Below are 12,068 nucleotides of genomic sequence, written 5' to 3' on the forward strand. Positions count from 1 at the left end.
CTACATATGGATAAATAAGAAATTCGATTCTAGCTCAAACCGTTAGAACTTGATTTTATTTTGCTCCCATCTTCTATACTGATGGGAGCCATTTATAAATGACTTTTTGATTTTAAAGTGCTTTCAGCAAATGAAAATAAATACGTCTTCATTTTCGCGTGGGTGGCGCGCTGATGAATATAATTGCTAAGTATTATTTCCCCGCCTCAAAGCACTTTAAAATCAATCAGTAGATACCTCATTCTATGCAGTGAAATCACTGATATGAATTAAATATTATAAGGATTCATCATGACAGTTGAAAACATCAGCCAAGCTAAAGTTGCCGGTGGTTGGCATAAACAGTACACACATACTTCATCAGCATTAAATTGCGATATGCGTTTTGCAATTTATCTTCCAGCTAATGCATCAGAGACAAATAAAGTCCCTGTGCTGTATTGGTTATCAGGCTTAACGTGTACTGATGAAAACTTTATGCAAAAAGCAGGCGCATTCAAAAAAGCGGCTGAATTAGGTATTGCTATTGTAGCAATGGATACAAGTCCTCGTGGTGAAGATGTACCTGATGATGCAGAAGGCGCGTACGATTTTGGCCTAGGTGCAGGGTTCTATTTAAACGCAACACAAGCGCCGTGGAATCGTCACTATCACATGTACGATTACGTAACTAAAGAGCTGCCTTCTTTAATTGAAGAGCATTTCCCTGTATCAGATAAAAAATCTATATCTGGTCATAGTATGGGTGGACACGGTGCAATTACTATCGGGTTAAAAAACCAAAATGCATACCAATCTATCTCTGCATTTAGCCCAATATCAAGCCCTATTAACTGCCCTTGGGGTCAAAAAGCATTAGGTCTATACCTTGGCGATAGTAAAGACACTTGGAAAGAATACGATAGCTCTGAGCTTCTTAAAAAAGGGGCTAAACTTCCGATTTTAGTTGACCAAGGTGAGGCCGATGGCTTCTTAGAAAATCAATTAAAACCTGAATACCTACTTTCTTCGGCAGAGCAATCTGGTGCGGATATAAATGTAAGAATGCAACCAGGTTACGACCACAGCTACTTCTTTATATCGACGTTTATTGATGGCCACCTAGAATTTCATGCTGCTTATTTAAATAAATAATACTGGTTTAAGATAAGTAAAAGCATAAACAACAAAAACCCAGAGTAGGTTCTCCTTCTCTGGGCTTTTTTATATCTAATAATCCAATACGATTAGATGAATGCTAATACTGGAGAGATACAAAGTAATATACCTGTCACGATGATTAAGTTAGTTGATAGACCTTTGTATTTATGAAGATCTGGCACCTTATGAACAAGATAAGCTGGAATTAAACAACCAACCAAACCAAACACAGGGCTACAAATTGATGTGAAAGATAAGATAGGTGCATTTAATGCGACTGCCGACCAAGCCAATAAAACAATAAATACCGTGATAAGTTTATTAACTAACTCTTTGTTAATCGCCGACTCATCCATGCGTCTTAGTAAAATATTCATCGCCAAACCACGACACGCTTCTTGGAATGCCATAAATACACCGAAGAATGAGGTAACTACAGCAAAAATATTAATCACGATACCCGTAACGGTAGCCCAACTGCCTGGGAAGTAATGAGCAATAATAGCGAGAGCTGAGATATTTTTATTCATCGCTTCTGCCGCTTGCTCTTGACTGATAGCAAAGGTAAATGACACAGCAAAAAAGAAAACAACAACAAATAAGATTGAAAAAGCAATATTCATCGCTCTTAGTGATTTATAACGTGCAACTTCAATTGATTTCTCACGTGAACGGTATGAGATAACCATAGGGCTAAGCGACTGAATAAAAAGAATAGACGTTAGTGTAAATGGAAGCGTAATGATCGCATCTTTTAGCATTGGGCCAAAAGAGCCAATGGCTGGTACGTTAGAAAAATCCCAACGAGAAACCAGTAATAACCCCATAACAGCAACTAATGAAAGTACTGTTACGGCCATAAAGCCAGATAATTTAAAGAGTAACTTCTCACCTTTAGAACCAATAAAAGCAAGTATACAAATTAAACCTAAACCATAAAACACGTTATCATTTAAATGCCCTTCCGTAACACCAAACGAATGTAAGTACGAAGAACTGTCATTGGTTACAGCAAGTGCGTATACCAATACCCAAATAACAAGCATGATGAAATAAAGGGCCCCTAAAGCTACCCCCCAGTTTTTACCTAAATATCCGGTAATCACACCAGGATAATCTGTACAAGTTTTTGCTTCGGCAAGAGTATTGATAAAAAGTTTTTGAAACAAATACATGGCTGGGTAACCAATAATTGAAGACAGAAGAAAAACCCAGATCCCCATGATACCTACTTGAACAGGCAAAAATACGATCCCTGCCCCTATCGCCATACCAATGCTGATTACAATCCATCCAATATCGACACTGTCGAATTTAGTGGCTTTTTTCCATTCAGAATCAGTCATATCACTTTTACCATGACTTGGATTCGCCAATGTAGCTGTGTTCATATAAAACTCCATCTTTGTAGGGAACATTATTTTTATAATTTTAAAGCGTCTAAACGCCATTTTTTGCAACTTTTGAAGAATTTACTCTCTAATTTAAAAATAACAATGCAATTTTATTTGAAATGATATCGAGATCTCAGTTCGTAAAATAAACAAAGATTTGCAACAAAGTCATTGCATTCCCTTACGAATAAGCATAAATTCAACTCACACAAAATAAATGCAATTATTTTTGCATAATTAAAAATCAAACTCCAAGTCAACAATAGTTGCAAAAAAAAGGATGGGAAATATGAAACAAATTATCGTGGCAAAATCAGCTCCAGAAGCAATCGGTCCTTACTCTCACGGTACTGCATTTAATGGTCTTATTTTCACATCAGGTCAATTACCTGTTGATGGCTCAACTGGCTCTGTTGTAGAAGGGGGCATTACCGCTCAATCAGTAATGTCTCTTAAAAACTTAATGTCAGTAATTGAAGCCGCTGATGGTGATGTGAATACGGTTTTAAAAACAACCTGCTACCTTGCTAACATCACTGATTTTTCAGCATTTAATGAAGTATATAAAACCGTTTTCCATACCGACTGCCCTGCTCGTTCTTGCTTTGCGGTAAAAGATCTTCCGCTTGGCGTATTAGTTGAAGTCGAAGCGATTGCTCACAAGAAAACAACGGTATAACTAAAAAGGTGAACAAAATGAACTCTACCTGGAAGCAATACATTACTATTTTAAAAAATGTCGTGAAGCCAGCTCTTGGCTGTACTGAACCTATTTGTGCGGCCTATGCAACAAGCGTAGCAACGCAAATGCTAGGAGAAAAAGCTGAAACAATTGATGTTTTTGTCTCTGATAATTTGTATAAAAATAGTATGGGTGTTTTTGTTCCAAGAACAGGTAGAGTTGGTCTTGCCATCGCAGCAGCGACTGGCGCTACAGGTGGAAACCCAGAAGCTGGTTTAGAAGTTCTTGCAAAACTGACTGAATCCCAAGTAAATGAAGCGCAACAACTTATTGATGCTGGCCGAGTTCAAGTAAAACGAGAAACTACAGAGGAGTTCATTTATTGTCGCGTTGTAGTTAAAGGCTCACAACATCACGCAGAAGTCACTATCAGCGGGGGTCACACTCTCATTGTAGAAAAACGACTTGATGGTAATGTCATTTTTTCCCTTGATTCTTCATTACCAAAAGCCTCTACCGCTTCTATTTGTGATGGTGTAGATATCACTATTTCATCCATTTATGACTTTGCAACTCACGCTGAATTCGATGACATTAAATTTATTCTTAAAGCTAAAGATCTCAATATTGCACTAGCTCAAGAAGGACTAAAGAACCCATACGGCTTAGAAGTGGGTCGAACTTATCAAAAGAATATAGATACTGGTTTACTTTCAAAAAGCTTAGATAGTGATATTTTAATTTATACCTCTGCAGCATCTGATGCTCGAATGGGTGGCGCGACTTTACCTGCTATGTCTAATTATGGCAGCGGTAATCAAGGTATAGCCGCAACGATTCCGGTCGTTAAAATGGCTGATTTTTATAATGCTGATGAAGAAGCATTAGCAAGAGCCTTTATTATGAGTCACCTTGGTGCCATTTACATCAAATCTCATTATCCACCACTATCCGCATTTTGTGGTAATGCCGTCACATCTGCTGCTGCAGCAATGGCAATGGTATATTTAGCGGGTGGTACATTCGAGCAATCTTGTTCAGCAATACAAAACACAATCAGTGATACTAGCGGTATGATCTGTGATGGTGCGAAATCAACCTGTGCGATGAAAGTAGGCAGCAGCGCCCAATCGGCAATGAAATCATCCTTACTCGCTTTGAATAATCATTGCGTAACGAAGCAGGGTGTTATTGCTGAAGATGTAGAAAAAACCATTCAAAACATCGGTAGAATGATAACAACTGGAATGCCAAATATTGATCATGAAATCATTGAAATAATGGCGTCATAATGAAAAGATGTCACTTACACACTAAGTGACATCATCTTTTTACCAACATAAAGAAAACATATGCTACATAAACTTTCTACTGCCGATAAACTCATACTGAAATCAACTTATAGTATTGTTGATGGCATTGCTGCTATGTTTGGAAAACATGTTGAAGTGGTACTGCACTCTCTTGATTCTGATAATCCATCAATCATAAAGATCGCTAATGGCCACGTCACTGGTCGTGGTATTGGTGCACCCATTACCAATCTTGCGTTAGAGAAATTGAAGGCAGGATCCGATGTATCGACACCTTATTTCACAAGAACTGATAAAGGTGAACTACTTCGCTCTGTTACTTCAATGATTAGAAATGAAGCAGGAATACCTATCGCTTTACTTTGCATTAACTCTAATCTTGATGTGCCAATGAATAGCTTCTTTATGGACCTATTCCCACAAGCAAATCAATTAGCAGCGTCACCTGAAACCTTTGCAAAAGACAGTATTGAAATGCTGACAGACTCTATTGCAAGAATACAAAGCGAAGTATTAGAAGATGAAAGCATTGCTATTTCTCGAAGAGTAAGAACCATTGTTGAACGTTTACATCATCAAGGGGCGTTTAATATAAAAGATGCGACTCAAATAACCGCCAACATTCTTAATGTGTCTAAAGACTCTGTTTATCGTTATTTAAGAAAATTTAAATAATAAAAAAGAAAAGAACGTCATACAAAAAAGCCCTGAGAACTTATCATTCTCAGGGCTTTTATTTTATAAGCTATTTCATAAAGCGAAGTGCTTATATTAACCAGGTAATTGGTATGTATATGGTGCTTGTATCCCTAGAGGAATACCTAGAGCCCAGTACGCTAGTAAGAAGATTGTCCAACCAATTAGCATAGCGATAGAGAAAGGCATCATTAGAGAAGCCAATGTACCGATACCTGTAGACTTAACATAACGTTGGCAATAAACCACTACTAATGGGAAGAATACCATTAATGGTGAGATGATATTTGAAACAGAATCACCTACACGGTATGCCGCTTGAGATAACTCAGGAGAGATACCAACACCCATTAGCATTGGAACTAATACTGGACCAATTAATGCCCATTTAGCTGATGCAGAACCGATTAATAGGTTTACAAATGCGGTAAGCAAAATCATACCAATAATCGTTAGCTGACCAGGAAGCTCCATTGCTTTAAGTACATCAGCACCGTACATCGCTAAGATTGTACCAATGTTCGATTGGCTGAACGCAACTAAGAACTGTGCACAGAAGAATGACATAACCATGTATGCACCCATTGTGCCCATCGTCTCTGACATTGCTTTGATTACATCATTACTGCTTTTAAACGTACCAGAAACTCGCCCAAAAACGATACCCGGAATGATAAATAAAATGAAGATAAGTGGAACAATAGACTTCATTAATGGCGCAGAGAATGAGGTAATTTGACCATCTGGAGAACGAAGCGCTGAATCTTCAGGGTAAATAAGCGCGATAAGTAATGCGATACCAGCAACCATTGCCCAACCTGCAAACTTAAATGCTCTTGATTCAATTTCAGTGAATGATCCTAAATCTGGCGCGGTTTCTGCATCTTTATCTACTGGTGTTTTCGCTAAACGAGGCTCAATGATTTTCTCGGTTACATACCAACCAATCACAACAATTAAAATTGAAGAAAGACCAGTAAAGTAAATATTTGCTAATGGGTTAACGATGTAAGACGTATCCAATACTTGTGCTGCAGTTTGTGTAAAACCGGCAAGTAATGGATCAATACCCGATGGAATAAAGTTAGCAGAGAAACCACCAGATACACCGGCAAATGCTGCGGCAATACCCGCTAACGGATGACGACCCGCCGCGTGGAAAATGATACCACCAAGTGGAATAACTAATACATAACCGGCATCTGCTGCTGTGTGTGACACAATCGCAACAAGGATAAGCATTGGTGTTAGTAATTTAGCTGGCGTGAAGTTCAGCATTTTCTTTAGGCCAGTTTGAATAAAGCCTGAAGAGTCAGCAACACCAACACCTAGCATGGCAACTAATACGATGCCTAATGGAGCAAAACTGGTAAAGTTAGTTACCATTGTTGCTAAAAAGTTTGCTAAAGAATCACCCGTTAAAAGGTTTTTCACTTGAACTGCATCTTGAGTAACAGGATGAATCAAGTCAAATTGTACTTGTGATAATAGCGCCGAAAGGCCCCAAACAATTAAAAGGCCCCAGAAAAACAGTAGTGCAGGATCTGGGATCTTATTACCTACTCGTTCGATTGTATTTAGAAAGCGATCCATACCACTTGGCTTAGATGCTTTCTCTGCTGCTTGGTTACTCATCCGTAACTCCATTTTGTTTAATGTTGTATGTAAAGATAAAGAGATTTAATTTTTTTTATTCTTTATCTATTCCTTTGCTAAATCAGTGTAAACCAGATATTGCTAAGAAAAGATGAATACATTGCATTTTCAGCACTGTGCAAATAGTAAATTTGTAAAATAATGTTTCAATGAAACATATAACTAACAAGGTTAATATTTACATTACAATAGAAACAAAAAAAGCGCCTTTCGGCGCTTTATTATATTCATCATTTAACAATTAAATTAGAATTATTCCCATTCAATCGTCGCTGGTGGTTTACCTGAAATATCGTAAACAACACGAGAAATACCACCAACTTCATTAATAATACGGTTAGATACTTTACCTAAGAAATCGTATGGTAAATGTGCCCAATGCGCCGTCATGAAATCAATTGTTTCTACCGCACGTAGAGAGACAACCCAATCGTATTTACGGCCATCACCCATTACGCCAACAGAGCGTACTGGTAAGAATACCGTGAATGCTTGAGATACTTTATTGTAAAGATCAGCATTATGAAGTTCTTCAATAAAGATCGCATCAGCACGACGAAGTAAATCACAGTACTCTTTCTTAACTTCGCCAAGAACACGTACACCTAGACCAGGTCCAGGGAACGGGTGACGATAAAGCATGTTGTATGGAAGACCTAATTCTAGACCGATCTTACGAACTTCATCTTTAAACAATTCACGTAACGGTTCAACAAGACCCATTTCCATGTCATCAGGAAGGCCGCCAACGTTATGGTGAGATTTAATAACGTGTGCTTTACCCGTTTTAGACGCCGCAGACTCGATAACGTCTGGGTAAATTGTCCCTTGAGCTAACCACTTAGCATTTGATAGTTTCTTAGATTCTTCATCAAAGATATCAACAAACACATGACCAATGATCTTACGCTTAGCTTCTGGATCGGATTCACCACTAAGAGCAGTTAAGAAACGCTCTTCAGCTTCAACATGAATGATCTTAAGACCAAAGCCTTCACTGAACATTTCCATCACTTGTTCTGCTTCATTTAAACGAAGTAAACCGTTATCAACAAATACACACGTTAGTTTGTCGCCAATTGCACGGTGAGCAAGCATCGCAACCACTGATGAATCAACACCACCAGATAATCCAAGGATAACTTCATCGTCACCCACTTGCTCTTTAATACGAGCAACTGCATCTTCAATGATAGATGCAGAAGTCCACAGACCTTCACAACCACATACATTAAGAACAAAGTTCTCAAGCATTTTTAGGCCATTTTTAGTGTGTGTTACTTCTGGGTGGAATTGAACACCGTAATATTTTTTCTCTTCATTCGCCATTGCAGCGTAAGGACAAGTTTCTGTCTCTGCAATTTTTACGAAATCAGATGGAATTTCAACAACTTTATCACCGTGGCTCATCCAAACATCTTGAGTTGCTTCAAGATCTTTAAACAACGCTGATTCGCCAGTTACTTGAACCGCAGCATAGCCAAACTCACGCTCAGTAGACGTTGCTACTTTACCGCCAAGTTGCTCTGCCATTGTTTGCATGCCGTAACATACACCGAATACAGGAACACCAGAATCAAATACATATTGAGGAGCACGAGGAGAATTTGCCTCTGTAACACTTTCTGGACCACCAGATAATATGATGCCATCAGGATTGAAGTCACGGATATCCGATTCTTCTACATCCCAGCTCCAAAGCTCACAGTAAACACCTATCTCACGAATACGACGCGCAACAAGCTGCGTGTATTGAGAACCAAAATCTAAAATAAGAATGCGTTGAGCGTGGATATTAGTCGTCATTAGTCTTTCTCAAAAAGTCATTTATTTAGTGTGGTTTTACTATAAAACCACACGCTTAAAATTGAATTTGGTACAAAGTATTTCTTCATATTTCAAAGAAAAATATGAAGAAAAATTAACCTAGGCGCTTTTTCTAACCTAAACGGTAGTTTGGTGCTTCTTTTGTGATCTGAACATCATGTACGTGCGATTCTTTCATACCCGCACCTGAGATTCGTACAAATTCTGCTTTAGTACGCATGTCTTCAATCGTTGCAGAACCCGTTAGACCCATACTTGAGCGTAAACCACCCATTTGTTGGTGAACGATCTCTTTTAGACGACCACGATAAGCGATACGACCTTCAATACCTTCTGGTACAAGTTTGTCGGCTGCATTATCTGATTGGAAGTAACGGTCTGAAGAACCTTGAGACATTGCGCCAAGAGAGCCCATGCCACGGTAAGATTTGTATGAACGACCTTGATAAAGAATAACTTCACCCGGTGCTTCTTCTGTACCAGCAAACATTGAGCCAACCATGACACATGATGCACCGGCAGCGATTGCTTTACAGATATCACCAGAGTAACGAATGCCGCCATCAGCAATAACAGGGATGCCGTGAGCATTTGCCACTTCAGCTGCGTCTGAAATTGCTGTAATTTGAGGAACACCAACACCCGTTACAATTCGAGTAGTACAAATTGAACCAGGGCCAATACCTACTTTAACCGCACTTACGCCAGCATCGATTAATGCTTGAGCGCCTAAACCAGTCGCAACGTTACCACCGATTATTTGTAGATCAGGGAAAGCAGCACGAGTTTCACGAATACGTTGTAAAACGCCTTCTGAGTGACCGTGTGATGAATCGATAAGTAGTACGTCAACACCCGCTTCAACAAGAGCAGCAACACGCTCTTCATTACCAGCACCCGCACCAACAGCAGCACCAACACGTAGACGACCACGTTCGTCTTTACATGCATTCGGTTTACGTTCTGCTTTATGGAAATCTTTTGCTGTGATCATACCAGTTAGTTGGAACTCATCGTTCACTACCAATACTTTCTCAACGCGAGCTTCATGCATTTTCTCTTGAACTTCTTCACGAGTTGCGCCTTCTTTAACAGAAGCTAAGCGTGATTTTGGCGTCATTACAACGTCAACTTTCTTAGATAAATCTGTTACGAAACGAACATCACGACCAGTAATGATACCAACAAGTTCATTAGTGTCAGTTACTACAGGGAAGCCAGCAAAACCGTGTTTTTCAGTCAGATCTTTCACATCTTGAATAGTTGCGTCAGGACGAACGGTTACTGGAGCAGAGACAACGCCTGCTTCAAAGATTTTTACTAAGCGAACTTCTTCAGCTTGCTGTTCAATTGACATGTTTTTGTGGATAAAACCGATGCCACCCTCTTGCGCTAAAGCAATAGCAAGACGCGCTTCTGTCACGGTATCCATTGATGCTGAAATCATTGGGATATTTAGAGAGATGCTCTTCGTTAACTGAGTGCGAATATCAGCGGTGTTAGGAAGAACAGTAGAGTGTGCTGGGACGAGTAAAACGTCATCGAAGGTTAAAGCTTCTTTTGCGATTCGTAGCATTTGCAATATCTCACAACATAAGGTGTTAAAAGAAATAAATCCCACTTTATCGTTTCGCATAATAAAGTGTTTTGGATTTGATATTGCAGACGGATTATACGCATCACGCAAACGCTTGGCTAGACATTTATTTGTTTTTAATTTGCATTTACCCCCTTGATATGTATTATATTGCCGCTAATTCCTATATTCATGTCTAAGGCATTCTGATGTCTCTCGATTCCAATCCTCGCATCTTTACTGTCTCTCGTCTTAACTCTGAAGTTCGCTTATTATTAGAGAATGAAATGGGAATTGTTTGGCTTGTTGGTGAAATATCCAACCTAACCGTGCCTGTTTCTGGCCACTGGTACCTCACCCTCAAAGACAGTCAAGCTCAAGTCAAATGTGCTATGTTTAAAGGCAATAACCGTCGAGTTACCTTTAAGCCCCAAAACGGTAAACAAGTTCTTGTTAAAGCCCGCCTTTCTCTTTATGAACCTCGTGGTGACTACCAAATAATCATTGAAAGTATGCAGCCCGAAGGAGATGGTCGTCTTCAACAAGAGTTTGATCAATTAAAAATGTCACTCGCCGCTGAAGGACTTTTTGCTCAAACAGCGAAACAACCTTTACCTGAGCAACCAAAACGTGTTGGCGTCATTACCTCGCAAACTGGCGCTGCGCTTTTTGATATTCTAAATGTATTAAAACGACGAGATCCTAATCTTCCTGTCGTGATTTATCCTACGATGGTTCAAGGGGCAAGCGCTGCAATTCAAATAGCTCAAGCGATTGGACGTGCCAATACTCGTAATGAATGTGATATTTTGATCGTTGGCCGTGGCGGTGGTTCTCTAGAGGATCTTTGGTGCTTCAACGAAGAAATAGTCGCTCGTACAATTGCAGCTAGTAAAATCCCTATCGTTAGTGCCGTTGGCCATGAAATAGACGTAACCATTGCAGATTTTGTTGCTGACGTTAGAGCTCCGACGCCTTCTGCAGCCGCTGAGTTAGTGAGCCGAGATTTATCTTCCCAGCTGCAAACTGTTACTCACCAGAAACGTCGTCTGAACAGTGCAATGGATCGCTATTTATCAGGGCAGCAGCGCCAATTATCAGCACTTCAACATCGTCTTGAAAAACAGCATCCACAAATGCAGTTAAATAATCAAAGCCAAAAACTAGATGATTTGAATCAGCGTTTAATGACGTATATGCAGCAACGCCTACAACGTCATCAGCATAAAATTGAAAACCTAACTCTCCGATTAAATAATTTATCTCCAAGTAAAAAAATCCCTCAAGATAAATTACGTATTGAAGAATTAAAACGTCGCTTATTAGATTCAATGGATAGAAATTTGCTCATGCAGCGCCATCAGTTAGCTCTAGCAGCAGAAAAACTGGATACTGTAAGCCCATTAGCAACATTACAACGCGGCTACTCTATTACTCGTAATAAGAAAGGCGCGGTTGTCACTTCAACAAAACAAGTAGAAACGGGTGAGAACATAACCACTCGCTTTGTCGATGGTGAAATTACATCTACCGTAATTAACTAAGACTAATTTCTACAAATTCTGTTTTCGCACGAGATTTTGATTTCAACTCATTACAATCATGACAAAAATAGCTTGGTGCACCACATGCATTGAGCTTTTCCATTTCTTTGTTGCAATCTGGACAGTAGGCTATTTTTTTAAAATCAACCTGACAAAAATCGCAATGATATCCTTCTTTATGCCAACGTAATTCAGACTGACATTTAGGACACTCATTTATTTGCATTGCATATTCCTTCT

At 39.3% G+C, this 12,068-nt stretch carries 10 protein-coding genes; 5 read left to right on the forward strand and 5 right to left on the reverse strand.

The features are described 5' to 3' along the window. Positions 1 to 291: 291 nt before the first annotated feature. Complete coding sequence (gene fghA, locus A6E03_RS15325; protein WP_065601206.1) at positions 292 to 1,134, forward strand: S-formylglutathione hydrolase; 843 nt, start codon at positions 292 to 294, stop codon at positions 1,132 to 1,134. A 92-nt stretch (positions 1,135 to 1,226) separates the two neighbouring features. Here the strand turns inward: fghA and A6E03_RS15330 are convergent, their stop codons facing one another. After that, the gene (locus A6E03_RS15330; RefSeq protein ID WP_065592656.1) at positions 1,227 to 2,531 is read right to left on the reverse strand and encodes an amino acid permease; all 1,305 of its coding nucleotides are present in this window, start codon (positions 2,529 to 2,531) and stop codon (positions 1,227 to 1,229) included. Positions 2,532 to 2,823: 292 nt separating this feature from the next. On the opposite strand from A6E03_RS15330, the gene A6E03_RS15335 reads away from it, so the two are divergent. Genes A6E03_RS15335 through A6E03_RS15345 form a run of 3 tightly spaced genes read left to right on the forward strand, consistent with a single transcriptional unit; the run spans position 2,824 to position 5,204 of the window. After that, positions 2,824 to 3,213, forward strand: a complete 390-nt coding sequence (locus A6E03_RS15335; protein WP_065592655.1) for a Rid family detoxifying hydrolase — start codon at positions 2,824 to 2,826, stop codon at positions 3,211 to 3,213. 17 nt (positions 3,214 to 3,230) lie between these two features. Then, the gene (locus tag A6E03_RS15340; protein WP_065592654.1) at positions 3,231 to 4,508 is read left to right on the forward strand and encodes a serine dehydratase subunit alpha family protein; all 1,278 of its coding nucleotides are present in this window, start codon (positions 3,231 to 3,233) and stop codon (positions 4,506 to 4,508) included. A 60-nt stretch (positions 4,509 to 4,568) separates the two neighbouring features. Continuing rightward, entirely contained in the window at positions 4,569 to 5,204 is a 636-nt protein-coding gene (locus tag A6E03_RS15345) for a transcriptional regulator (protein ID WP_065592653.1), read from the forward strand. Positions 5,205 to 5,300: 96 nt separating this feature from the next. Here A6E03_RS15345 and A6E03_RS15350 read toward each other — a convergent pair whose 3' ends face one another. The 3 genes from A6E03_RS15350 to guaB form a co-directional block, all read right to left on the reverse strand. Further along, entirely contained in the window at positions 5,301 to 6,860 is a 1,560-nt protein-coding gene (locus A6E03_RS15350; RefSeq protein ID WP_065592652.1) for an AbgT family transporter, read from the reverse strand. 273 nt (positions 6,861 to 7,133) lie between these two features. Further along, positions 7,134 to 8,687: a glutamine-hydrolyzing GMP synthase gene (guaA, locus tag A6E03_RS15355; protein WP_065592651.1), complete on the reverse strand. Its 1,554-nt coding sequence runs from the start codon at positions 8,685 to 8,687 to the stop codon at positions 7,134 to 7,136. A 133-nt stretch (positions 8,688 to 8,820) separates the two neighbouring features. Then, positions 8,821 to 10,284, reverse strand: coding sequence for an IMP dehydrogenase (guaB, locus tag A6E03_RS15360; protein WP_065592650.1), 1,464 nt, complete (start codon positions 10,282 to 10,284; stop codon positions 8,821 to 8,823). Positions 10,285 to 10,493: 209 nt separating this feature from the next. On the opposite strand from guaB, the gene xseA reads away from it, so the two are divergent. After that, positions 10,494 to 11,828, forward strand: coding sequence for an exodeoxyribonuclease VII large subunit (xseA, locus tag A6E03_RS15365; protein WP_065592649.1), 1,335 nt, complete (start codon positions 10,494 to 10,496; stop codon positions 11,826 to 11,828). Here the strand turns inward: xseA and A6E03_RS15370 are convergent. Next, complete coding sequence (locus A6E03_RS15370) at positions 11,821 to 12,054, reverse strand: zinc ribbon domain-containing protein (protein ID WP_065592648.1); 234 nt, start codon at positions 12,052 to 12,054, stop codon at positions 11,821 to 11,823. The two genes, xseA and A6E03_RS15370, sit on opposite strands and share 8 nt — an antisense overlap. Between the last annotated feature and the right edge of the window lie 14 nt (positions 12,055 to 12,068).

Origin of the sequence: Aliivibrio sp. 1S128 (assembly GCF_001691065.1) — a bacterium.
Taxonomy (GTDB): Bacteria; Pseudomonadota; Gammaproteobacteria; order Enterobacterales; family Vibrionaceae; genus Aliivibrio.

Coding starts and splice junctions, on each gene's coding strand:
- A6E03_RS15335 (WP_065592655.1), top strand. CDS start 2,824: ATGAAACAAATTATCGTGGCAAAATCAGCTCCAGAAGCAATCGGTCCT.
- A6E03_RS15330 (WP_065592656.1), bottom strand. CDS start 2,531: ATGAACACAGCTACATTGGCGAATCCAAGTCATGGTAAAAGTGATATG.
- guaB (WP_065592650.1), bottom strand. CDS start 10,284: ATGCTACGAATCGCAAAAGAAGCTTTAACCTTCGATGACGTTTTACTC.
- A6E03_RS15345 (WP_065592653.1), top strand. CDS start 4,569: ATGCTACATAAACTTTCTACTGCCGATAAACTCATACTGAAATCAACT.
- xseA (WP_065592649.1), top strand. CDS start 10,494: ATGTCTCTCGATTCCAATCCTCGCATCTTTACTGTCTCTCGTCTTAAC.
- guaA (WP_065592651.1), bottom strand. CDS start 8,687: ATGACGACTAATATCCACGCTCAACGCATTCTTATTTTAGATTTTGGT.
- A6E03_RS15370 (WP_065592648.1), bottom strand. CDS start 12,054: ATGCAAATAAATGAGTGTCCTAAATGTCAGTCTGAATTACGTTGGCAT.
- A6E03_RS15340 (WP_065592654.1), top strand. CDS start 3,231: ATGAACTCTACCTGGAAGCAATACATTACTATTTTAAAAAATGTCGTG.
- A6E03_RS15350 (WP_065592652.1), bottom strand. CDS start 6,860: ATGAGTAACCAAGCAGCAGAGAAAGCATCTAAGCCAAGTGGTATGGAT.
- fghA (WP_065601206.1), top strand. CDS start 292: ATGACAGTTGAAAACATCAGCCAAGCTAAAGTTGCCGGTGGTTGGCAT.